At 63.7% G+C, this 21444-nt stretch carries 34 protein-coding genes and 1 tRNA gene; 16 read left to right on the top strand and 19 right to left on the bottom strand.

What is annotated here, in order from left to right; translation table 11 throughout:
• Positions 1-5 precede the first annotated feature (5 nt).
• The 3 genes from C7G41_RS16240 to C7G41_RS37825 all read left to right on the top strand — a co-directional run bounded on the left by C7G41_RS16240 (position 6) and on the right by C7G41_RS37825 (position 855).
• Complete coding sequence (locus tag C7G41_RS16240) at positions 6-266, top strand: hypothetical protein (protein ID WP_106943687.1); 261 nt, start codon at positions 6-8, stop codon at positions 264-266.
• 71 nt (positions 267-337) lie between these two features.
• Positions 338-589, top strand: coding sequence for a hypothetical protein (locus C7G41_RS16245; RefSeq protein WP_106943487.1), 252 nt, complete (start codon positions 338-340; stop codon positions 587-589).
• A gap of 101 nt (positions 590-690) precedes the next feature.
• Complete coding sequence (locus tag C7G41_RS37825; RefSeq protein WP_199198403.1) at positions 691-855, top strand: hypothetical protein; 165 nt, start codon at positions 691-693, stop codon at positions 853-855.
• Positions 856-882: 27 nt separating this feature from the next.
• Here C7G41_RS37825 and C7G41_RS16250 read toward each other — a convergent pair whose 3' ends face one another.
• Positions 883-1407: a MarR family winged helix-turn-helix transcriptional regulator gene (locus C7G41_RS16250; protein WP_106943488.1), complete on the bottom strand. Its 525-nt coding sequence runs from the start codon at positions 1405-1407 to the stop codon at positions 883-885.
• A gap of 54 nt (positions 1408-1461) precedes the next feature.
• On the opposite strand from C7G41_RS16250, the gene C7G41_RS16255 reads away from it, so the two are divergent.
• Both C7G41_RS16255 and C7G41_RS16260 read left to right on the top strand, forming a co-directional pair.
• Entirely contained in the window at positions 1462-1941 is a 480-nt protein-coding gene (locus C7G41_RS16255; protein ID WP_106943489.1) for a carboxymuconolactone decarboxylase family protein, read from the top strand.
• A 21-nt stretch (positions 1942-1962) separates the two neighbouring features.
• Entirely contained in the window at positions 1963-2466 is a 504-nt protein-coding gene (locus C7G41_RS16260) for a cupin domain-containing protein (protein ID WP_106943490.1), read from the top strand.
• 30 nt (positions 2467-2496) lie between these two features.
• Here C7G41_RS16260 and C7G41_RS16265 read toward each other — a convergent pair whose 3' ends face one another.
• The 3 genes from C7G41_RS16265 to efp are packed head-to-tail and all read right to left on the bottom strand — an operon-like array spanning position 2497 to position 5738.
• Complete coding sequence (locus C7G41_RS16265; RefSeq protein WP_106943491.1) at positions 2497-3483, bottom strand: DUF808 domain-containing protein; 987 nt, start codon at positions 3481-3483, stop codon at positions 2497-2499.
• 42 nt (positions 3484-3525) lie between these two features.
• On the bottom strand, positions 3526-5148 hold the full coding sequence (locus tag C7G41_RS16270) for a peptidoglycan DD-metalloendopeptidase family protein (RefSeq protein ID WP_106943492.1): 1623 nt from the start codon (positions 5146-5148) through the stop codon (positions 3526-3528).
• 23 nt (positions 5149-5171) lie between these two features.
• Entirely contained in the window at positions 5172-5738 is a 567-nt protein-coding gene (gene efp, locus C7G41_RS16275) for an elongation factor P (RefSeq protein WP_027569909.1), read from the bottom strand.
• A 162-nt stretch (positions 5739-5900) separates the two neighbouring features.
• Here efp and epmA point away from each other — a divergent pair, with 162 nt between their 5' ends.
• Genes epmA through C7G41_RS16290 form a run of 3 tightly spaced genes read left to right on the top strand, consistent with a single transcriptional unit; the run spans position 5901 to position 8355 of the window.
• The gene (gene epmA, locus C7G41_RS16280) at positions 5901-6965 is read left to right on the top strand and encodes an EF-P lysine aminoacylase EpmA (protein ID WP_106943493.1); all 1065 of its coding nucleotides are present in this window, start codon (positions 5901-5903) and stop codon (positions 6963-6965) included.
• Entirely contained in the window at positions 6962-8056 is a 1095-nt protein-coding gene (locus C7G41_RS16285; protein WP_106943494.1) for a lysine-2,3-aminomutase-like protein, read from the top strand. Before epmA ends, C7G41_RS16285 begins: the two co-directional genes overlap by 4 nt.
• A 44-nt stretch (positions 8057-8100) precedes the next feature.
• Positions 8101-8355: a hypothetical protein gene (locus tag C7G41_RS16290; protein WP_106943495.1), complete on the top strand. Its 255-nt coding sequence runs from the start codon at positions 8101-8103 to the stop codon at positions 8353-8355.
• A 53-nt stretch (positions 8356-8408) separates the two neighbouring features.
• On the opposite strand, the gene C7G41_RS16295 is transcribed toward C7G41_RS16290, so the two are convergent.
• The 7 genes from C7G41_RS16295 to C7G41_RS16325 form a co-directional block, all read right to left on the bottom strand.
• Entirely contained in the window at positions 8409-9494 is a 1086-nt protein-coding gene (locus tag C7G41_RS16295) for a 3-deoxy-7-phosphoheptulonate synthase (protein WP_106943496.1), read from the bottom strand.
• Positions 9495-9729: 235 nt separating this feature from the next.
• The gene (locus C7G41_RS16300) at positions 9730-10308 is read right to left on the bottom strand and encodes an HdeD family acid-resistance protein (RefSeq protein WP_007591421.1); all 579 of its coding nucleotides are present in this window, start codon (positions 10306-10308) and stop codon (positions 9730-9732) included.
• Positions 10309-10382: 74 nt separating this feature from the next.
• Positions 10383-11423 carry a PrsW family glutamic-type intramembrane protease gene (locus C7G41_RS16305; RefSeq protein WP_106943497.1) on the bottom strand — a complete coding sequence of 347 codons (1041 nt, stop codon included), beginning with the start codon at positions 11421-11423 and terminating at the stop codon, positions 10383-10385.
• A gap of 569 nt (positions 11424-11992) precedes the next feature.
• Complete coding sequence (locus C7G41_RS16310; RefSeq protein WP_106943498.1) at positions 11993-12250, bottom strand: hypothetical protein; 258 nt, start codon at positions 12248-12250, stop codon at positions 11993-11995.
• A 104-nt stretch (positions 12251-12354) separates the two neighbouring features.
• Positions 12355-12981 (bottom strand): PilZ domain-containing protein, encoded by a 627-nt coding sequence (locus C7G41_RS16315; protein WP_199198404.1) that lies wholly within the window; start codon positions 12979-12981, stop codon positions 12355-12357.
• 165 nt (positions 12982-13146) lie between these two features.
• On the bottom strand, positions 13147-13800 hold the full coding sequence (locus tag C7G41_RS16320) for a hypothetical protein (RefSeq protein WP_106943500.1): 654 nt from the start codon (positions 13798-13800) through the stop codon (positions 13147-13149).
• Between the two features lie 105 nt (positions 13801-13905).
• Positions 13906-13980, bottom strand: a tRNA-Glu gene (locus C7G41_RS16325).
• 224 nt (positions 13981-14204) lie between these two features.
• Here C7G41_RS16325 and C7G41_RS16330 point away from each other — a divergent pair.
• From C7G41_RS16330 to C7G41_RS16340, 3 genes are read left to right on the top strand one after another with little or no spacing between them, the layout of a single operon-like run.
• Entirely contained in the window at positions 14205-14459 is a 255-nt protein-coding gene (locus C7G41_RS16330) for a PilZ domain-containing protein (RefSeq protein WP_007610106.1), read from the top strand.
• Between the two features lie 46 nt (positions 14460-14505).
• Positions 14506-14751: a hypothetical protein gene (locus C7G41_RS16335; RefSeq protein ID WP_106943501.1), complete on the top strand. Its 246-nt coding sequence runs from the start codon at positions 14506-14508 to the stop codon at positions 14749-14751.
• 6 nt (positions 14752-14757) lie between these two features.
• Complete coding sequence (locus tag C7G41_RS16340) at positions 14758-14925, top strand: hypothetical protein (RefSeq protein ID WP_106943502.1); 168 nt, start codon at positions 14758-14760, stop codon at positions 14923-14925.
• Between the two features lie 109 nt (positions 14926-15034).
• Here the strand turns inward: C7G41_RS16340 and C7G41_RS16345 are convergent, their stop codons facing one another.
• From C7G41_RS16345 to C7G41_RS16355, 3 genes are all read right to left on the bottom strand, one after another.
• On the bottom strand, positions 15035-15673 hold the full coding sequence (locus C7G41_RS16345; protein WP_106943503.1) for a glutathione S-transferase family protein: 639 nt from the start codon (positions 15671-15673) through the stop codon (positions 15035-15037).
• A gap of 306 nt (positions 15674-15979) precedes the next feature.
• Positions 15980-16432 (bottom strand): VOC family protein, encoded by a 453-nt coding sequence (locus C7G41_RS16350; protein WP_106943504.1) that lies wholly within the window; start codon positions 16430-16432, stop codon positions 15980-15982.
• Between the two features lie 227 nt (positions 16433-16659).
• The gene (locus tag C7G41_RS16355; RefSeq protein WP_106943505.1) at positions 16660-17058 is read right to left on the bottom strand and encodes a VOC family protein; all 399 of its coding nucleotides are present in this window, start codon (positions 17056-17058) and stop codon (positions 16660-16662) included.
• A gap of 302 nt (positions 17059-17360) precedes the next feature.
• Here C7G41_RS16355 and C7G41_RS16360 point away from each other — a divergent pair, with 302 nt between their 5' ends.
• The 5 genes from C7G41_RS16360 (at position 17361) to C7G41_RS16375 (ending at position 18825) form a co-directional block, all read left to right on the top strand.
• On the top strand, positions 17361-17561 hold the full coding sequence (locus C7G41_RS16360) for a hypothetical protein (protein ID WP_106943506.1): 201 nt from the start codon (positions 17361-17363) through the stop codon (positions 17559-17561).
• Between the two features lie 5 nt (positions 17562-17566).
• Complete coding sequence (locus C7G41_RS16365) at positions 17567-17836, top strand: hypothetical protein (RefSeq protein WP_106943688.1); 270 nt, start codon at positions 17567-17569, stop codon at positions 17834-17836.
• 97 nt (positions 17837-17933) lie between these two features.
• Positions 17934-18149: a hypothetical protein gene (locus tag C7G41_RS16370; protein ID WP_106943507.1), complete on the top strand. Its 216-nt coding sequence runs from the start codon at positions 17934-17936 to the stop codon at positions 18147-18149.
• A 118-nt stretch (positions 18150-18267) separates the two neighbouring features.
• The gene (locus tag C7G41_RS37380) at positions 18268-18432 is read left to right on the top strand and encodes a hypothetical protein (protein WP_158268012.1); all 165 of its coding nucleotides are present in this window, start codon (positions 18268-18270) and stop codon (positions 18430-18432) included.
• A gap of 12 nt (positions 18433-18444) precedes the next feature.
• Positions 18445-18825 carry a hypothetical protein gene (locus C7G41_RS16375; RefSeq protein ID WP_106943508.1) on the top strand — a complete coding sequence of 127 codons (381 nt, stop codon included), beginning with the start codon at positions 18445-18447 and terminating at the stop codon, positions 18823-18825.
• Between the two features lie 22 nt (positions 18826-18847).
• On the opposite strand, the gene C7G41_RS16380 is transcribed toward C7G41_RS16375, so the two are convergent.
• The 5 genes from C7G41_RS16380 to C7G41_RS16400 all read right to left on the bottom strand — a co-directional run bounded on the left by C7G41_RS16380 (position 18848) and on the right by C7G41_RS16400 (position 21205).
• A complete protein-coding gene (locus C7G41_RS16380) occupies positions 18848-19342 on the bottom strand; it encodes a hypothetical protein (protein WP_106943509.1) in 495 nt (164 codons plus the stop codon).
• 201 nt (positions 19343-19543) lie between these two features.
• Positions 19544-19750: a hypothetical protein gene (locus C7G41_RS16385; protein WP_035962874.1), complete on the bottom strand. Its 207-nt coding sequence runs from the start codon at positions 19748-19750 to the stop codon at positions 19544-19546.
• A gap of 322 nt (positions 19751-20072) precedes the next feature.
• The gene (locus C7G41_RS16390) at positions 20073-20345 is read right to left on the bottom strand and encodes a hypothetical protein (RefSeq protein WP_106943510.1); all 273 of its coding nucleotides are present in this window, start codon (positions 20343-20345) and stop codon (positions 20073-20075) included.
• A gap of 126 nt (positions 20346-20471) precedes the next feature.
• Positions 20472-20774 carry a hypothetical protein gene (locus C7G41_RS16395; protein ID WP_007610128.1) on the bottom strand — a complete coding sequence of 101 codons (303 nt, stop codon included), beginning with the start codon at positions 20772-20774 and terminating at the stop codon, positions 20472-20474.
• 245 nt (positions 20775-21019) lie between these two features.
• Positions 21020-21205, bottom strand: coding sequence for a hypothetical protein (locus C7G41_RS16400; RefSeq protein WP_007591378.1), 186 nt, complete (start codon positions 21203-21205; stop codon positions 21020-21022).
• Positions 21206-21444: the final 239 nt, after the last annotated feature.

A 21444-nucleotide genomic window follows, 5' to 3' on the forward strand; every position in this document is an offset into this window, starting at 1 on the left:
AGAAGATGAGGAAATATCTGTTTGCCGCCGCCATGGTCACCGCCATCGCCGCGCCCGCGTTTGCCGACGAAGTCGGCGTTCACGTCGGTCCGGTCGGTGCCGGCGTGACGGTCGGACAGTCTCACGAATATCGTGAGCGGGACCGCGATCGCGACCGCACCACGATCATCAAGGAGCGCGAACCCGCCGACCGCACCACGGTGATCAAGAAGGAAGATGAATTCGGCAATCGCAGCAAGACCGTGATTCATCACGACAACGACTGATAGAGTGGGCCCCGGCCGATCGCCGGGGCCCGCCGTCGCACGCCGTCCGTTCATCAAGAATTCGGGGTGGAATGAAGATACGCGCGCATGCGGAAAGTCATGTCGTCGAGCTCGACGACGGGTCGCAATGGCAGATCTTTCCCGGCGATCTCGCGACCACGCTGAGCTGGAAGCCCGAAACCGATCTGCACCTGGAGCGAAGCGGCGACCGCGTGAGTCCGCATGAGCTGGTGAACGACGCCGATCAAAGCCGCGTCCGGGTGATCGCAGCGGGCGAGACCTGGCCCGGCGGCGAGGTTAAGAAAGTATTGAAGGGCAAATAGGGCGCGCTCGTAGCAAATAGGCCACGCGCCCGAACGGATATCCCCAATTTTGAGCCTGTCGCTTTACGGTCGATTCGCTTCCGTCTGCGCACAATGCGTGGATGCAGGAACTGTTCGACATCATCCGTGCCAATCCCTGGCCTTTCGGCGCCGGGTTGTTCGTCGTCATCCTAATGATCCTTGCGGAGAACTTTGGGCGCGGTATTCAAGGCGACGGCGCCGTCAGTGACTTCTCGGATTCGGACGGTGGCGACTGCGGCGACTAGATCCCGCCAGCGGCAAGCGCGCTTCGCCTAGTCCTCCTGCAAATCGGCCGCGATGCCTGCGAGCCATCGGCGAATGCTTGCTTCGGCCTTGGCGTCGAGCCCGGCGGCAAGGCGCTTCTCCAACGCAATCACCCGTTCCCGGCACGCTTTCAAGAGCGTCGCGCCGCGCGGCGTCAGCGTCCATTGCTGGATGCGGCCGTGGACGGGATGGGGCGTCATCAAAATCGCACCGTCACGTTCGAGATTGCGGATGATGACGCCGACGGTCTGGGGCGTCAGAAAGGTGAGGCGGGCAACGTCGGCGCCCGAGAGGCCCGGATAGGCATTGAGCATGGTCAGCACCGCGAATTGCGGTGAGGTGACACCGAGATCGACCAGCGACCGCTCCATCGTCAGGCGGACAGCGGCGTGGGCCTGGCGCAGCAGATAGCCGAGATAGCCTTGCTCGCCGCGCTTGCCTTCCCCTGGGGCTGGCACGCGCACCGCCGGGGCAGCCGTGGGTGCCTTCCGCCGGAGTTGCGATCTCGTGATGTCGGCCGGCTTGCGCATCATATAAGTGCTCTTATACTGTATCAGTGCTCTTACAATACCACGAGGTGAACGGCAATGTCACACGCCCGCAGCGAATACGAGGATTTCAAGAAGATCGCGCCCGATGCGTATGAGCTGGTGCTGGCCCTGGGCCAGGTGGCGGCCAAGGCCGGCCTCGACAAGCAGCTTCTCGAACTGGTCAAGCTGCGGGCCTCGCAGATCAACGGCTGCGCCTTCTGCCTGCAGCATCACATCCTGCTTTCGGAGCGGATCGGCGTGCCCGTCGACAAACTCAATCTGGTCGTGGTCTGGCGCGAGGCGCCGATCTTTTCCGCGCGCGAACGTGCCGCGCTGGCCTGGGCCGAGGCACTGACCTGCCTGCCCGACGGAGTCGGCGAAGAGGTGTATGCCGAGGCGAGCCGTGAATTCTCCGAGACGGAGCTGACGTACCTGACCTCGGCGGTCGCATCGATCAACGTCTGGAACCGTTTTGGTGCGGCGTTTCACTGGACGCCGGCGACGCGGCCGGTCGCAGCGAATGCGGCGGCATCCTGATTGCCACGAAGGGAGGTTGTCATGACTGCAATGAATTTGGCCGCCACACAACGCCCGGTGCCATCGCGTTCGATGGCGATCGCCGTCGTCGGCGGGCTCGCCTGTGCCCTTGCGATCGGAAAGGCGCTGCCGGTGACGATGGACGCCATATCCGGCGCACTCTCGCCGCTTTGCGCCACCGCCGCCGAAAGCTCGCCGCTGGACAAGGTCGAACCGATCGGCTCCTACGCGCTGCCGAACGTACCGGGCAAGCGCGTCACCATCGTGCGTGTGTTCTATGGTCCCGGCGGGTTTTCGCGGCCGCATCGTCACGCAGGATCCGTCACCGCTTACATCACCAAGGGCGAGATCCGCTCCCAGCTCGGCGGTGGCCCGGTCGAGACGTTTGGCGTCGGCCAGTCCTTCTTCGAGCCGCCCGGCTCGACGCACCTGGTCTCGGCCAATGCCAGCACCACGGAGCCGGCGGAATTGATCGCGGTCTTCGTGGCGGACGAGGGCGCGCAACTCACGACGCTGTTGGAGTAGCTGGCACTCACAATCCGAAGCCGCTTTTGTTCAGGTCGGCTGCGATCGCTTCAGACGTTTCCATAACGGCGAAAGACCGTATGCGACGCCCGGTATCGCAGCTGCGCCGACGAGGAGCCCAACGACGCCTGAGATGGCTGCCTCGACCGACCATTCGACGATGCCGGCGATGGTGGGAAGGAGATGCACGGCAGCCTCCGTCGCGGAATGGACCGTTTGGCCGACCACTGGTGGGCCGTATTGTTCGATGCCGTGCAGGATGATGCCGCCCCCGACCCAGATCATCGCGGCGGTGCCGATGGTGCTCAGTACCGCAAGGAAGGCAGGCATGCCGCGGACGAGCGCACGTCCAAGCAGTCGGATTGCGCCGCCAATGACCGAGGCGCGATCATACCGCGCAAGGGCCAGGCCGACATCGTCCGCCTTCACGATCAGGGCGACCACGCCGTAGACACCGACTGTGATGAAAATGGCGACGAGCGCCAGCACGAGCGCCTGCGTCCAGATGCTGCCCGCGGGGACGGCTGCCAGCGTGATCGCCATGATCTCCGCCGAGAGGATGAAATCCGTCTTGATGGCGCTCGCGACCTTCTCGTCCTCGACCGACCGCGCGTTCAACGCAATCGGCTGGAGCTGAGCTTCTTCGTGGCGCGCATGATGCGGCATCGCGGCTTCGAGTACCTTCTCGACACCCTCGTAGCAGAGAAAGGCTCCGCCCAGCATGAGCAGCGGCGTGACCGCGGCGGGAAGGAAATAACCAAGCAACAGGGCGATCGGCAGCAGGATCAGCAATTTGTTGCGCAGCGACCCAGCCGCAATCTTGCCCACGATCGGCAGTTCGCGTTTCGAGGCAAAGCCGATCACGTAGTTCGGCGTGACGGCTGCATCATCGATGACCACGCCCGCCGCCTTTGCTCCCGCCTTGGCCGTCTGGCCCGCTACATCGTCGAGCGAGGCCGCCGCCACCTTTGCAATCGCCGCGATATCATCGAGAAGACCAATCAGTCCGGCACTCATCAACCCTGTTCCTTCGGCCGCCCGGCATGGGGACGAGCAGCGTCAATTCTCTTCGCCGCTCGATCCTTCGCGCTGGTCCGGCTTGATCACGTCCTCCGGCAGCGCATGCGCCACGGGCTGCGGCGTGCCTGCGATCTCCGGGCCAACCTCGCGGCCGCGGGCGCGGATCAGGCGCTCATAGGCGGAGACCAGCGTGACGTAAGGACTGACCCAAATCCAGCCGTCACGGGTGAACACCTGCACGTCAAAATGCAGGTGCATCGAGGTGCCGGCGGGATGATCGAGATAGTTCGAGACCACGCCGATCTTCTCGCCCTCCGATACGATGCGGCCATTGAGCACGCCATCTGCGTTCAGCGCCTGCGGGTTCATATGCATGTAGCGGAAACGGATGTGCTCGGTCCGGCTGTTGACTTGCAGCGTCACGGCCTGGTCCTTGGAGGCGCGGATGACCTTCGCATCGCGCACGGCGACGACGGCGCGCTGCTTGGGATCGCAGGCTTCGCGGCCTTCACCGGGCGGGGGGCACCCGGCCGCGCGGATGTCCTCGCCCTGATGGCCATAGCCGCCGCCGCATTGCCAGACCTCGAAACTGCGGGATTCGCAGAAATTGTCGCGCCAGGGATAGGCGGTCGTGCTCTCCATCTTGTCGCGCTTGGCATAGGATTGCGAGCGCACGAACGCGGGCGCCTTTTCGAGAGGAAAGCGGATCTGTGCATAGGCCATCACGTCGGGATGGCCGCCCAGCTTGCGATAGCCGGTGTTCGGGATGATGTCGCCGCTCGGCCGGTAGGTGAAGTCCGCAGAACGCCCCGCCGGACGATCGAGAATGTTCGAAGCGATGTCCGTCAGCGACCGCATGCGCTGGCCGCCGGCCACGCGCAGCGCCTTAAGGAAACGCTCGGCGACCGGATGGGCCTCCTTGCAGGCAAGCCGCCGCGGCTTGGCGACGCTGTCGAGGCATTGGATCGAGACCACATAGGGGACGCCGAAACGGGTGAAAGCGTAGCGGACATAGCCTTCCCGGATGAATTTTCGCAGGTCCGGGTAGAGCGTTGCGAGCGGTTTGACCGGCTCGCCCTTGCCGCCCGAGGGGTCGGCAATGTCATAGACGAGCGCCGAACCCGTGATCTGCACCTCGACCGGCCTTGCGAAGACCCGGCTCGGCATGCCGTCTCCGGCGCCAGGCTCGAACGAGAAGGTCGCGCTGTATCCGGCCGGGCCGGCATCGAACATGTCGACGGAATTGAAGTCGGCCTGGTAGCGCGGCAACGCGAGGGTCGCCGGCGCGCCATTGCGCCGTGCTTCGAAATAAGCGGCTGCGTCGAACGGCAGCAGCACGGGCACGGAGCTGCGGGCGATGCCGGTGAAGAATTGCGAGGAGATCGCGTTGAGCTGCACCAGCGCCGGCATCGTGCGCGGATCGTAGCGCGGCACCGAACGACGCGGTGCGAAGATGAAATCGTCCGCGGCCCGGGGATGGGCGTTGATTTCGGTGCGGAGCTGGTCGAGCGCCGCGCGCCAATCGGCGCGCAGGGCTGTGAGGGAGGGGCTGCGGAATTCATCCGCAGCAAGCGGAGAGGCAAGGAGGAGCGAAAGCGACGCCAGAAGTTGCGAGACGAAGCGGAAACTTTTCCCAACCACTGTCTCGCCCCCCGGCGGCACCTGTTGCGCTCGCTTTGGCCCCGTCAGTCCTTGGCGCGCTCGGAGTAGGAGCCGTCTTCGGTCATCACCACGATTCGGGTGCCGACGGCGATGTGCGGCGGCACCGTGGTGCGCACGCCGTTGGACAAAATCGCCGGCTTGTAGGACGAGGAGGCGGTCTGGCCCTTGGTCACAGGCTCGGTCTCGACCACTTCGAGCGTCACGCGCTGCGGCAACGCGATCGACACCACGTTGACGTCGTGCGTCGACAATTTAACCGTCATGCTCTCCTGAAGATAGGCCGCGGCGTCGCCGATGACGTCCTTGGACACCTGGACCTGGTCATAGGTTTCCGGGTTCATGAAGTGGAAACCGTCACCGTCTTCATAGAGATAGGTGAAGTTGCGTTCTTCGATCGTGGCCTTCTCGACCTGGTCGGTGGTCTTGTAGCGCTCGGAGATCTTTACCCCGTCCGAGATTCGGCGCATTTCGATCTGGCTAACCGGGGTGCCCTTGCCGGGATGGATGTTCTCGGCGGTCACGACGACATATAGCTTGCCGTCTTGCTCGATCACGTTGCCCTTGCGAATAGAACTGGCGATGACTCTCAAAGCTTTATTTCCTGCTTGCTTGGCCCGGCTCGGGCCAGGACGTGGTCAAATTGATGGGGGACCTGGGGCCCCAAATCAGACCGCGGCACCCGTTTCGGGCCGCAACATACTGGTTTTGCCGTTGGATGCCAGCATTTTGCTGGCCTGCGGGACGCCCGGTTAATGGCTGGGGACAAGCCGATGTCGCCGTTCTGGTCCCCCTCGCGGCATCTCGACCGCCGGCCCTTCCTGCAGGCCAGGGGAGCAATCACCGGGGCTCTACGGGGGTTTTTCGCCGAGCAGGGCTTCGTCGAGGTCGAAACCTCCGTTCTCCAGGTCTCTCCGGGCAACGAGACCCACCTGCACGCCCCCCGGACGGAGATCATGCGACCCGACGGCAGCCGTGTGAGCCGATATTTGCGGACCTCGCCGGAATTCGCATGCAAGAAGCTGCTGGCGGCCGGGGAGACCCGGATTTTCGAGTTCGCCCGGGTGTTCCGGGACCGCGAGCGCGGCGACCTGCATTTGCCCGAATTCACCATGTTGGAATGGTACCGGGCAGACGCCCCCTATGACGCCATCATGGCCGACTGCGTCGTCCTGATCGCCCGCGCGGCCCAGGCGACCGGGATCGGCACCTTCGCCTTCCGCGGCCGGACCGCCGATCCCTTCGCGGAGCCGGAGCTCGTGACGGTGGCCGGCGCCTTCGAGCAGTTTGCGGGAATCGACCTGCTAGCGACCATTTCCGGCGGCGAGGGCGACCGTGCAGCGCTCGCCCGGGCCGCTGCCGGCAAGGTCCGCGTGGCCGAGGACGACACCTGGTCCGACATCTTCAGCAAGGTCCTGGTCGAGCATGTCGAGCCTCATCTGGGGCAGGGGCGTTTGACCATTCTGTTCGAATACCCATCTCCAGAGGCGGCACTGGCGCGCGTGAAGGCGGGCGATCCCCGCGTTGCCGAGCGGTTCGAGATCTATGCCTGCGGTGTCGAACTCGCCAACGGCTTTGGGGAACTGACCGACGCCGAGGAGCAGCGCAAGCGCTTCACGCAATCCATGGCAGAGAAGCAACGCCGCTACGGCGAAGCCTATCCGCTGGACGAGGACTTTCTGGCCGCGGTCGCGGCGATGCCGGAGGCGAGCGGCGTCGCGCTCGGCTTCGACCGGCTGGTGATGCTGGCCAGCGGCGCATCGCGAATTGATCAGGTGGTGTGGACGCCGCCAGCAAATGAAACGTTAAGCGAAACATGACGAAGAGCAATCTTGCACGGACATTGCGCGAGCCGGCCGAACTAGTGGCCGAGCAGCTGGCGCCCGCCACAGCGCTGCCGGCGCTCGATCGCGTTGCCGCGCGCTATGCGGTTGCGATCACGCCGGCGCTGCTCGATCTGATCGACAGGTCCGATCCCGACGATCCCATCGCGCGGCAATTCGTTCCGACGGCCGCGGAGCTGGTGATGCAGCCGGGCGAGAACGCAGATCCGATCGGCGATCATCCGCACTCGCCGGTTCCCGGGATCGTGCATCGCTATCCCGACCGCGTGCTGTTCAAGCTCGTTCACGTCTGCGCGGTCTATTGCCGCTTCTGCTTCCGCCGCGAGATGGTCGGACCCGGCAAGGAGAACGCGCTCTCGGACGACGCCTATCACGCGGCGATCGACTACATCCGCTCGCACAGCGAGATCTGGGAGGTGATTCTGACCGGGGGCGATCCCCTGATGCTGTCGCCGCGGCGGATGAGCGAGATCATGGCCGATCTGGCCGGCATCGATCACGTCAAGATCATCCGCCTTCACACTCGCGTGCCGGTGGCCGAGCCCGCGCGCATCAGCGACGAGATGGTCGCGGCGCTGAAGGCCGAAGGCGCGACCACCTGGGTGGCGCTGCATGCCAACCATGCGCGCGAACTGACGGGGCCGGCGCGTGCCGCCTGCGCGCGGCTGGTCGATGCCGGAATTCCCATGGTCAGCCAGTCCGTGCTTTTGCGCGGCGTCAATGACAATTCGACCGCTCTGTCGGATTTGATGCGAGCTTTCGTCGAATGCCGGATCAAGCCCTACTACCTGCATCACGGCGATCTCGCGCCCGGCACGGCGCATCTGCGAACGACACTCGCCGAGGGGCAGGATTTGATGCGGCAGCTGCGCGGACGGGTGTCCGGCTTGTGTCAGCCCGACTATGTCATCGACATTCCCGGCGGCGCCGGCAAGTCGCCGGTGGGGCCGAATTACGTGGTGCCGATGCAAAATACCGCACCCGATGCGCGTGATGCAGATCAAGAAACGCGCTATCGTATCGTGGATTATTGCGGCGACGTTCACCTCTATCCGCCCGAGACCTGAGCGGTCGCGATGGAGATGCTGGCTCGAGGAATGGAGGGAGAGACATGAAGAAGATCATGGTGGCAGTATCGCTCGTGGTCTTGCTCGGCGGCGCGGCGGTTGCGCAGACCGGCAGCCCCAAGGGATCGACATCCGGGGGCGCGACCTCTGGATCGACGCCGTTGGCACCCGTGGGCCATCGTCAGCCGCGCGTCGCCGATGTGCCCAACGAGAAGAACCTGAGCGACCCCAACGATCCCCTCAGCAAGGAAAATCAGGCGCTCGACAAGAAGATCAAGAGCATCTGCCGCGGCTGCTAGGCGCCGGAGCAGCGGGCAGGGTGCGACAGCCTCACCCCGCCCGCGATCGTTCGTCAGGCTGAGCGCTCGTGCAGCCCTGCGCGCTTGGCGTTGCGCCGGATCTCGACCGCGTCAGCGAGTTGCTTGAGCACGGTTGCCGTGGTCGCCCAGTCGATGCATCCGTCGGTGATGCTCTGGCCATAGGTGAGCGGCTTGCCCGGCACCACGTCCTGGCGGCCGGCGATGAGATTGCTCTCGACCATCACCCCCATGATGCGGTTCTCACCGCCGGAAATCTGCCCGGCGATGTCGGCCGTCACGAGCGGCTGGTTTTCCGGCTTCTTGCTCGAATTGGCGTGGCTCGCATCCACCATCAAAAGCGGTGCCACGCCGGACTTCGCCAGATCGTTGCAGGCCGCTGCGACGCTTGCCGCATCGTAGTTCGGCGCGCTCCCGCCGCGCAGGATGATGTGACAATCCTCGTTGCCCGCGGTCGAGGCGATCGCGGAGCGGCCGAGCTTGGTCACTGCCATGAAATGATGCGGATTCGACGCCGACTTCACTGCGTCCGCTGCGATGCGCACGTTGCCGTCGGTGCCGTTCTTGAATCCGACCGGGCAGGACAGCCCCGAGGCCAGCTCGCGGTGGATCTGGCTTTCGGTCGTGCGCGCGCCGATCGCGGCCCATGACACGAGGTCCGCAATGTATTGCGGCGTCGTCATGTCGAGGAATTCGGTGCCGGCGGGCAGGCCGAGATTATTCACCGCCGAGAGCACGTTGCGCGCCAGCCGCAGGCCCTTGTTGATGTCGAAGCTGCCATCCAGATCAGGATCGTTGATCAGGCCCTTCCAGCCGACCGTGGTGCGCGGCTTCTCGAAATAGACGCGCATCACGATCTCGAGTTGGTCGGCAAGCTGTTCGCGCAAGCTCGCGAGGCGCTCGGCGTATTCGAGCGCGGCCTTGGGATCATGCACCGAGCAGGGGCCGACCACGACCAGAAGCCGGTCGTCCTGGCCATTGAGGATCGCATGGATGGCGTTGCGTGCCGCCATCACCACACGCGTCGCGGTGAGCGTGCGCGGGACTTCCCGCATCACCTCTTCCGGCGTGCTCAGCTCTTTCAGTTCGCGGATACGAAGATCGTCGGTCGTGCTCAGCACGGCGGGCTCCTGTCATTTTGAGACCCGACCGGCCAATAAAAAAGCCGCCAGGTCTGGCGGCTTGTTCGGACGTTTGCTGCAATGTTTCAGATTGAGCGCGATCCTCCTGCCGCCAGCGAGCTGTCGTAGCTAAAGTACCAAAAATAGCTGGTGACGAGGGTGATCATGGCCAGTCATATAGCGTGCGATCGGCGGGTTGTCACCCCCCAAAGGAGGTGACGGCCACGGGGGCGCCTCAACTGTTGCTTTTGCGTGCCGCCAGCGCCATGCCGATCAGCGTGGCGCCGCCGAACAGCAGGTTGATGCCGACGAGGATGCCGATCGCCCATTCCGCTGAGCTCGGCAGTCCCGTGATCACCATGAACGAGATCGCGATGTCGACGAGGCCCGAGATCAGCAGCCACGACCAGCGGCCACCCGGCTCGCGGCGGTGCTCCAGTGCGTACATGATGGTGGCGATGCCCTCGGCGAGGAAATAGGCGCCGAGCACGATGGTCAGCGTCAGCACGGCCTGCATAGGTCGCGCCAGCAGCAGCATGCCTGCGAGCACGGCGAGCGCGGCCGAAATCAACGACCACCAGAAGCCCGGCGTGCTGCGCGCCCAATAGGTCGCGATCAATCCGCCGATGCCGCTGATCAGGAACATCCAGCCGAGGAAGATCGCAATCGCAAGGCTTGCGAGCGGCGGCAGGATCAGCGCGGCTACGCCGAGCACTGCAAGCAGGATGCCTTCGAACAGGAAGGCCTTCCAATGTGCCTTGACCGTCCGGCTCATGGCGGATTGCAGCCGGGAAAAATCCTCAGGCGATGTCATGGGCGGACTCCGGATCGAGGTGTATGCGTTCAATCTAGTCTAGTACGCCCGCACCGCGCTCGCCATCCCGCGGCTCAGCCGCCGCCGTGCGCCGACGAAAAACCTTCGCCGGTGGTGCGGATGCGGTTGCGGCCAAGAACATAGATCGCGGTAGTGACGATCAGAAGTGCGAGGCCGAGCAGGATCGAGACCAGGCCGATCGGAATCAGGGCCAGCGTCAGATTGCGCTCGGGATTGATGAGCCAGTGATGGATCGAGGTCAGCACGAAGGCAAGACCGAGAAAGCCGACGCCGCCGCCCGCGAGCAGCAGCGCCCACATCCGGCGGAGCTGGCTGAGGCGCTCCCGCGCGACGTCGGTCCGGGGCGCGTGATGGCGCGCGACGCGCCGCACGAGACGGATGGCGAAGGCGATCGAGCTGAAGCCGATCAGCAGGCTCGCGCCGCCCAACCACATCCGCAGCGTCGGATCCAGATCCGGCATGCGCTGGAGTGTGAGCAGGGGGAAGTCGAAGGCCGAATGCAGGGCGAGCGGGCCTGCGAAGATCAGGAGGCGGCTGGAGAGACGGGCCCAGTCGCGATGATGGCGGTTCGCACCCAGCGCCGTGCCGGCGCGCGCGATGGTCAGATAGGCGCCGGCGATAATGCCGAGTGCGCCGTGGAACGGAACGGTCAGCACGCTGCGCAAGGCGGCCAGCGAGCGCCACATCTCGGCGTGCTGGACCAGATAGGCGAGGTTCTCGTAGGCGGCGAAGCCCAGGCCGACCGCGGCGCCATAGACTACGGTGTCCATCGGATTGGCGAAGGTCCGCCGCTTGGTCGAGGCGACCAGCACGATGGCGATCACCTTGACCGCTTCCTCCGGCAGCGCGACGCCGAAGATCGAATGCATGGCCAGCGCCGCCCACGGGTTGTCCGGGGCCGCGACCATCTTGGCGAAAGGGGCGCGGGCCAGGCCCAGCAGCGAAATGCTGGCTGCGCCGAGCAGGAACGCGGTCCAGACCTGGGCCGGCGGTCCCGGGCGTTCCTCGGCGGCAATGACAAGCCACAGCATCAGCAGCGCCGGGGCAATGGCGGCTGTTCCGATCACGGTGGGTAGCGCTTCAATCAGGTACATCGGCGCCGAAAATAGGTTCCCTTGAGCCGCTTATCTACATTCACCGATGCGACCTTGTGTCATGCGCTTGCTGTCGCGTCTCTTAACAAGCGTGACAGCCTGCGTTTATCAGGACGGTCGCCGACGTGTGGAATATGGAGCGGAATCAATTGCATGACAGAACCACTTCGTCGTCCATGACAACGGTCGCGCCCCCGTCATCGGATCGCGATTGGCAAGTCGGATCAAGGCGATGTGCAGGTTTCTTCGATTCACGATGCACGGGTCGCCGAGGCAAGTCCAGAGCCGGGATCGTCCCGTCGGGGCGACGCGCGGCCGGTCGGGCCGGCCTAGTCACGCTTCGTCGCGCGGGAGGATGATGCGACCCGGCGTGTCCGGACCTGCTCGAGTTCCCAGAAGGCGCGTATGAGGCACGTGCCAAGACAGAGCACGATGAGCAACAGCAGGAAGGCTTGGTCGACGGGAGGGATCTGAGTCATGGCAATGATAAAGCAACGCCCATGCCATCTGTTCCTGCCACGGCCCGCACCGTCAGCAACGGCGCCGGTCCGAAGCCCGCTTTGACGGTCTCAATGCCTAGTGAACGGCGGCGGCGCGTCGGGCGCGATGTCGAAGGCGCCGAGATGGAATTCCTCGCCGATGGACGCGTCCGGCTCGGAATGCTGCGCCATCAGCGTGAACGCGGCCTGCGGGTATTGCTTCCAGATATCGAGATCGCCGGCGGTGATGGTGAGCCAGCCGAAGGTGTACATGTAGCGTCCGGGCTCGGTGACCCGGCCGACCCTGTCCCAGGTGATCTTTTCGACCCTGATTTTCTCGACTGCCATTCGGTCCCCCGATCGCAAGTCTGCAGGTGATGCCCGGCACGAGGTGCGGACCTTCAAAAGCTGACCCCGGAATGGGGCTGCGATAGGGCGGCGCGGCCGGGGGATCAGGCCGATTGCAGCATGGGCGAGCGGACGATCAGCCGGACGACGTCATCCCGCGACTGTTTTTCCGCGAATTTGACCGCAAAGCCGTTTTCGAATTTGCGGATCACGCGCCCGACGCAAGCGCCGACCGCAAGCGGAGTTCCCACTGGCGGATCGTATTCGCAGGAGATCGCGACACCGGCCGTGGAGACGTCGATGATGAAGCAGGCATGGGTGCTGCCGTCGGCGAGCGTCAGGAAGGTGTGCGCGACCTGCGGCACGAAGCGTGCGTCATGCCGCAGCTCCTGGATACTGGCGTCCTTCTGCTTCTTCTCGAGCCAGGTCAGCTTTTCCGACATCCAGGCGCGGCGGGCCCGCGTCATGTCGAGCTCCATCAGGAAGCCCAGTTTCAGCGTCGCGCTGATGGTGCATTGGAATTCGCCGAAATCCTGGAAGTAGGAGGTCACGCGCTCGCCGACCTTTCCGACCACGGGAAAGTCGACCATCATGCGGAACGGCGACACGCGGCTGGTTCGGCAGGCGAAGGTGCGCAGCTTGCCCTCGCAATCGTACCAGCGCGGCAGCGAGTAGCTGCCACTCACGGTGACTTGCACGGCACGCTGTCTGAGGAACTCTGCGACGGACATGGGCGCCAATCGTGTTGCGGAGGTTTTCCGTAATTCCACGGTAGCAATCAAATTCTAAGCAAATGATACCGGCGCTCACGAGCAGGGGTAAATTTTTGGTAAATGCGCAGATCGGGATGGGCGGCATAGCGCCGCGATTAGCAGGCCCGCGATCTCACGATTGCGTCATCCGAGCAGCACCAGCAGAGCCAGCACGCCAATGGCCATGACGAGCTTGATCGTCGCGCAGGTCAGGCTGCCGGGTCCGCGCTCAAATCCGAACCACGGCAATGCATGCCGCATGGCGCGCGTTGCGAATGCTTCGACGATGACGAACAAAAGAGCGATTCCGGCGAGGAAGGACCATGATGCCTCTGGCAGCATCCATGCCGCGAGCCACGCGGGGACGGACGGCTTCAGCGACGCCAGCAGCGCGAACCATCCGAACAGCGATACGAAGCCCTTGATGATGTCGGGCCCGACCGTGTCGGGCTCGAGACGGATGCCGATCTTTCCAAGAGCGAGCTCGATGCGCTCGCCATCGGTGAAGAAGAGGAAGGCGCCGAGGTAGAGCGGGACGCGCGACTGAAACAGCAGCGCGATGATGCCGAACAGGACGGCGTAGCCGTAGGCGTCAGCGAAGATGTTGGTGCCGGCCATATGCAACGGCTGCGGCGCAGCCGTCGCCTGGCGCTGCGGAAGCGATCTGGCACGCGCCATGTGCTCCAGCATTCTGGCACGCCGCTCCGGCACGTAAGCTGCCGTACGGTGCATCCATGGCGGCGGCGCCGGCGAGGCAATTCCGGCCTGGTCGTCCGAGGGGGATTTGCGCTGCGTCATGGGGGCCTGCAACCGGTTCCAACAGGACATTGGTCGGAGCCGAGGGGCAGGGAGGTTCATGCGGGGCGGGCCAATTTCGCCGCGTCATCCAAAACGCCCGGATGATGGCGCTCCCTAGCGGAATCGAACCGCTCTCTCCACCGTGAAAGGGTGGCGTCCTAACCGATAGACGAAGGGAGCAAACCCAGGGCCCCGCCGCTTATCGCGGCACGGCCGCTGGCCGCCCGAGTCATGCCCGGCGGCTGCAGCGGGCGAACCTATAATGGCCTTTGGCGCCCTGGGCAAGCCGTTCGGGAACGGTCTTTTGGCACCGGTGGATAGCCTCCGCCCCCGGATCATTCGGGGCGAATTCAACGGTTTCTTAGGTTCCCTGAGCTAGCGCTGGGCTGGGAGAATTTGAGCCGATGCCACCGCCCAAGAAGCGCGCAGCCCGCAAGTCGCTGTCGCAGCATGCCTGGATCACGCTCGAGGGCGGATTCGCGGCGCGGCAATGCCTGGTCCAGGACATCTCCGCCACGGGTGCCAAGATCACGCTGGACGAGGATGCGAGCCAGCTTCCGGGCGTGATCCGGATGGCGTTCGCGCGCGATGCGCGGACCGGGCGGAGTTGCCAGGTGGTCTGGCGCCGCGGCAAATCGGCCGGCATTAAGTTCATCTAAAGCCCCCTGATGGCGCGCGGCGCCGGTCCGGGTTAGAACGGCCCGCATGCGTGCGCCGCTCCTCATCCTGATCTCGTTGCTGACCATGTCCGCGGCCGCGGCAGAGGACTTGCGTCTGCCACCTCCGGAGCGCCCACAGGCCGGCAAGGCCTTGCCGCTGAAGGGTGCCGGCGGAAGCGCGAAAGCGGGCTCCTGCGCCGCCTATGGCCGCGGCTTCCATCTGGTCGAGAGCACCGGCACCTGCGTCAAGATCGGCGGCTCGATCAGCGTCGAGACCACGATCAGGCGCTGAAGCCCCATGCCTCCGGACATCATGCGGCCCGAGATCATCGTCCCGTTCGTGATGTATTGCGCGCTGCTGTGGTGGATCGGCCGCGGCCTGAGCTGGACCGCGCGGCTCGCCACGGCAGCCGTCACCCTCGTGCTGATCGTAGGCGTGCTTCTGTTCGAGCGCGGCTGGCCTTAATAAAAAAAACGCGAAAACAACCCCATGCACAGTAGCCGCCCCCTCCCGGCGGCGCGCGGCGGAATGCCGATTCATCGTGCTCGTAACGGACCTTAAGCCGCGTCACCGCTCACGACATCGGCGGTGCCACAAATTGCGCGAATCCGGGCCGTTTGCCGAGCTCGGCGAGCCAGCGCGTCAGATGCGGCTGCGCGGGCCGGACGATACCCTCGACGCCGAGCCAGCGCCGCGCATAGGCGCCGATCGCGATGTCGGCGAGGGTGAACGCATCGCCGTCCATGAACGGGCGTGTGGAGAGCAGGCGGTCGGCGATGGCCCAGACCTCGGCGGCGGCATCGGCATCCTTCTGCACATGGATCATGTCGCGCTCGGCGGGCGCCGTGCGCACGATGCCCCAGAACACCGGGCGGTCGACCGGCTGCACCATCGACAGCGTCCAGTCGAGCCAGCGGTCGACGCTGGCTCGTAGCTTCGGCGCCTCGGGATAGATCGGCGTGCCGCGCCCGTGCGCGAGGCAGAGATAGCGCATGATCGAATTGGATTCCCACAGCGTGAAATCGCCCTCGACCAGCGTCGGGATCCGCGCATTGGGGTTCATCGCGAGATAGTCGGCCTCGCGGGTCTTGCCGAACGCCATGCCGGCGTCGATGCGCTCGTAAGCCAGGCCGAGCTCGGTAAGGCACCACAGTACTTTCTGCACGTTGACCGAATTGGCGCGGCCCCAGATCGTCAGTTTTTGGTCCGGCACATCATCCTCCCACGCGTTTTTCGTGTCGCAGGTGATAGCGGAATCCGCCGCCGCGAGCGATCCGCGATTGCGGCGAGCCCCTCATGCAAAAGCTCCGCACGCAAAAAGCTCCGCCTGGGGCGGAGCTTTCATTGCAAGGTCAAGCTGGTCAGGCGATCAGCGGCCGAAGAACAGCCACAGCAAGATGATCACCGGGATCGGCACACCCAACATCCACAACAAAATTCCTCGTCCCATCGCGTCCTCCTCCAATTGCATTGTCGAAGAAAGAACGCTTGGGGCAGGGGCTGGTTCCAGCAAAAAGCTCTACCAATGGCCGGTGTTGGGCATCGACGACCACGGCTCCTGCGGCGGCTTCGGTTCGCCCTTCTGCAAGATCTCGATCGAGTGCAGATCCGGCGAGCGGACGAAGGCCATGTTGCCGTCGCGTGGCGGCCGATTGATGGTGACGCCGGCCTTCATCAGCTTCTCGCACGTGGCGTAGATGTCGTCGACCTCATAGGCGAGATGGCCGAAGAAGCGGTCCTCGCCATATTTTTCCTCGTCCCAATTCCAGGTGAGCTCGACCAGCGGCGCGCCACGCGACTGCGGCTGCTTCTTCAGCGCCTCGAGATCGTCCGACGAGCACAGGAAAACCAGCGTGAACCGCCCCTTGTCGTTCTCGATCCGGCGCACTTCCTTCAGCCCCAGCGCATCCTGGTAAAACTTCAGCGCGACATCGAGATTGCGCACGCGCAGCATGGTGTGGAGGTATCGCATGGTTGTTGCTCCCTTGAACGGATGGAGGGTTTTTGGGTCGGCGGGGCCGGCAGAAGGAGGAGATAGCAGGAAATGAAGAGAAGGGGCAGGGGGCGGGCGCACGTGTGCGTGAGGGTGAAGCCGGCTGACCAAGCAGATCAGCCGGCGAATTTCAATGCACATTCACCGCAACCGAGTGCCGCACGCGCGCCACCGGCAACGTGTGCGGGCCGGTCTGCTGCCGCGGCCTATTGCGCCGCGAGGCGCTTTCCAGCCTGCTCGATCGGCGGCATGAAGAGCGATACCGCGGTGCCTTCGGGGTCACGAAACTGGAACGTCTTGTTGCCCCATGGCATCGTTTTCAGCTCATGCACCAGCGTGACCTTGTCTTTTAGGCGCTCATAATCCGCATCGATGTCTTCAACCTGAAACTCGATCACGGCGGTCCGATTGGCGCCGGGCTCGGCACTGTTTTCTTTCCAGAGCGCGACCGTCTCGGCTGCGCCGATTGCCAGGTTGGCGCCCGGCGTCACGATCTTGGCGAACACCGGCGCGAGCCATTCGGCGGAAACTCCGGTGATCATTTCGTAGAACGAAACCATGCTTTTGATGTCGGTGGCGATCAGGCGAGTGGAGGCGAACTTCATGGCATGTCCTTTGGTTGACCGCAGATTTGAGCGGCATCGCGGGGCTCGTCGCACACCGCTGCTGCCACCCTGATGTCAGCAGTCACGACGCCGCGCCGAGCGCGCGAACTAAGGGCATGAATTGCGATGGCAGTGCTCAAGCGCTAGACCACGAGCCCCTTCACGCGAAGCGCCCCACAGCGCGAACCGGGCCGTCAGAACGGTGACGCAAACCGCAGAATTGGCCACCTCACTCACGGGTGGACAGGGTTGTGTAGCCGCTCGCAGATGAACTCCGCGCGGAGATGACGCGACTAACCGCCATGGCCAATATCCTAGGCGAGCTTCTGTTTGCACTTATCCGCTCGATTGTTGCTGGATGGGCGTATGCGCTCTGGGTCAAACTGGCGACGTGGCTCGACCCGAAAATCCAACGGCGTTGGGTGAAGGTTGCCGTAGGAGGCCTCCTGGGCCTGGTAGCCTTTTTTATGATTCCGGTCGTGATAGGGCTGCTGGGTCTTTGAAGACGATGAATTCCGTTCTCATCGTCGCGTTGGCAATCGGCGCGATTGTCTCGACGGTGCTGCTCGTCATGGAGCAGCTCACCGACCAATCCATCGCTGTGATGGCGTGGGAGATGCCGGGCATCTCCGCGGCTTACCTTTTCTGGGGAGCTTTAGGCAGTTCCGTTTTGCTGGGCGTAGCCATTGCCTGGGCCGTGAATGCCATCGTTTACGGGGCGCCCGCCTTCGTCGTCCTTACAGTCGTCAAGCTGGCGATCCGCGGTTTGCCGAAATAACCTGGCAACGACCGTGATGCTGGTATTGGCCTATCCGTCAGGCTGATACGCGACGGGCCGGCGTGGAACAAGCATCGCCGCCAAGCGTAGGTTCTGCATGAGCGAGAACCTGTCCCATCTCATTGAACACTCCGTGCAGATCGCCTGGGATTACCTGGAGCGCACGGGACAAATCAGCGACGCCGCATTTGCCAGCCGCTTTCTCTCGAGGACTGTCGAAGAGATGGTCCGCAAGGGCGAGCGCCGACGCCTCATGCTGAGCAACCGGGCCATCACGGCGTTCGAACGGCTTTCCAACAGAGAGGCTGCATAGATCGGCGGCCGACTTCCGGGCGCCTTCCGGTCATCATAGCGCCCGGTGATCCTGCGATCTCCGGGGCTCCCTGCCTTCTGTTGTTGAACCCCGCCAACGGCGGCAACGACTAATCGGCATGCTTGAAAGCCTGCCCGGCGCGATCGTGGAAATACTCCTGAGTGCCGCGTGGGGCGCCATCATCAGATTCTTCGGCCTGGAAAACCTCGCCGAACTGGCGACGGCTATCTTCGGCCTGGGCTGTATCGTGATCGGCTTCACGGCCTGTTGGCTTGGCCATTGAAGAGGGAACATCGTGAAGGCGATCACACTGCTCGCGGTAGCGGCCATGCTGCTGGTGGAGACCTTCGGGACGAAGGCGAGCGTCGGCGGCTCGATGAGCTTCATGCTGGTCTTCGTGCTCGTGGTGCTGGCTGTCGCGATCTACGAGGCCTGGTCGCACCAGCGCGGCGCGACGGGATGGATCGTCAATTTGTTCGCTTCTCTCCTTGGCGGGCTGGTCGCGGTTGCCCTGATCGGAATGGGCATGGAGGCGTTGCTGCCGCACCTTCACCTCGAAGGTTCGCTCGCGTCGTCGCAGCATCCCCTGAAATATGTCCTGGTCGCAGCCATTGCGATCTGCATGGTGCTGGGATCGTGGATGCCGCTGTGGGCCGTCAACCGGTTTCGTCACTGAAGCGCATCCGGCATAGCGCTCGCTAGCGCTTTGCTTCCTGCTTGCCGCGCCTGATATCCTCGGCCTCGTCCACGAGCTTCAAGGCGGTGCCGTCGTAGCTCAGCTTCAGCCCACGGCCGACGGTCCATATCCATCCCTCCCGAGCGTCCCTGGTCGGCTGGGCGTTGAATTGGTCGGATATCGATTTGACGGCAGCGTCTTCGGGCCCCGGATTGTTCAGCTCCGCATTAACGCGCCAGATGGGATGTTTGGGGCCCACATCGTCGCTAAAAATCGTGACCTTGGCGCCGTCCACTGCGCACTCGAGGACGTAGGAATCGCGAAGCTGACGGCAGCGGTAGCGACGTTGGGTGATGAGCTTGTTGGTCTCGTCGAATGTCATGCCGGGCGAAAAGCCGAGGATGTCGGACTTCTGCACGAGTGCCAGTGACGCAGGCTTCAGAAAGCTCGGCTGGACCGCCACGAGCACGGCGGCAGCAACAACGATCACGCCGGCGACAACAATGGCAATCTTCATCAGCCCCTCGCAAGAAACGTCCGACCATACAACAGCCGGAGCGTTCTACCAGCATCGCGCTGCATGGTTCGACACGTCAGCTATCGTTGGAGGATCGCACCACCGAAAGATCGCATGGTCACATCGCCTGGTCATGAACGTGAAAACCGCCCCTGGCATGACCAGGGGCGGTTTTAGCAAACGGGGTTTTCGAAACGCGAACTAGTGACCGGTGCCGGGCTTCGTCGTCTTCGGCGGCTTGCCGTCTTCGATCCGGCCTTCGTTGCGCAAGTCGCGACCTTCCTGAGCCTTCTTCTGGCTCTCAGGGGACTTGCCGTGTTCGTTCATCTCTTCTTTGATGAACCCGGCGCCTTCCTTCACTTTACCTTCAACGCTCATGACGATCTCCTTGTCCTGGTAATAGGTCAACTCGCGCGAGACCTGACCGTTCCGGTGCGCGCACCTTTGTGAGGAGTGCAGGATTGAGGGGGCACTTTGAAGGGTGCACTTTGTAAGAGTGCACTTGCCGGGAACAGGTTAGTTGTCAGCGCGTACCGATGCGTTGATGTCGCGGGCAGAAACCGGAAAAATGCGCCGCGTCCAACATCCCCATTGCGTCCGGTTGTCACCCGGCAGTGCGTTGGACAACGCGGCTTCGGACGACAGGTTTCCATAAAGACCCGTCATGAAATGGCCGCGCCGCCTTGTGGAAAGCGACGCGGCCAAGAGGCAAGCGGTACAGGAAACTGGCTTACTTCATGTTGCTGCGGGTCTTGGTGCCGCCCTGGTCGCTGCCGGGGCCGGAGCCGCCCTGGCCGGAGGCGTCGGGCTTCACCATTCCGCCCTTGCTCATGCCATCATGGCTCATGCCGGTCGTGCCCTTGGTCATCGTACCCTTGTCCGTGTTGGTCATGCCGGGCTTCTGCATGTTGTCCGACTGCGCGGCGGGGCCGGTCTGGGTCTGGGCAAAGGCAGAGCCGCACATGAGGCCGAGGGCGGCGGTCGCAATGATGAACTTCTTCATCTCAAACTCCTGGTTGGTTGAGTGAGCCAACGGGAGCGCAGAAGCCCAGTTCCTAAAACAGGGTGTTCCGGAGTGCAAAAATTCTCGTGTGCGCGCGAACCGCTATCGACGTCGCTTGAAAGCGCTCTAAGCCGCGATCCGCTGGTCGGCCGGGCCCGTCAGGTGCTTGAGCACTTCCGCATGCTCCAGGTCGGGAACCGCGATGGCGGTGTGGCTGTAGCTCGCATGGGTCCGTGATTTTGCAATCTGGTCCAGGATCTCGCCGCCCTTGATGACGTGGAGGCCCATGCCCTCTCCGGACGGGAAGATCGCGAGCACCACGTCATAGGCCGTGATGACGGCGCGAAGCGCTTCGGCCTTGTCTTCGGCAATTTCGACGAACACGCGAACATCGGCCGCGAGTTCACGCAGCTCGTTAAAATCCAGCACTGTGGGTACTCCAACGCAACGATACTGAGAGGAGCTTGGAGGGGTTAGGTTACCGAAGTCTCAACGGCGCATGCCCCGGTCACAGGTTTCTCGACCACGCGTCCCTCGCGAGACCGATATACGAGCGGGCGTTGCCGCCTGCTCGACAAAGGCCGGCACGGGAAGAGCATCTGGAGCGGGGAGGGACGAAGCGCGCCTCGTACCCCTAAGGGCGTCACACGATGCGCGCGTGACTTATTCGCGCTTTACTTGGCGTACCCCTGGGAGCGGAGCCACGCGATCTTGCGGTCGCCGTTGATCCAGTCGTCGGCATCTGCCTTGCTGGTGAAGCCCTTGATTTCGCGCTGTTCGCTGTCCGGATAATCCGCCAGGATTTTCCAGTCGTTGTCTGCAATGCGGACGGTTTTGAAGGTCACTTTTGTTTTTGCCATGCCGCATTATGCCGGAGATGGCTGGAAAAGAGAACCTGCCTTGTGACGGTCACCCGCGTGGCCCGGGCGCAGGCCTCGGGAGCCGGCCTGATCGGAATTGCGAGGCCGGGTCCCCGGAAAAGGCGAAAGCCCCGCCTGGGGGAAGCGGGGCTCTCTGATGGGGGGTGAAGCTTGGGGACTTCAAAGAGTTAGACGCCTCAGGGAGAAAATGGTTCAACGCGAAAGCGGCGCGGGCTGCG

Origin of the sequence: Bradyrhizobium sp. MOS002 (genome assembly GCF_003020115.1) — a bacterium.
Taxonomy (GTDB): domain Bacteria; phylum Pseudomonadota; class Alphaproteobacteria; order Rhizobiales; family Xanthobacteraceae; genus Bradyrhizobium.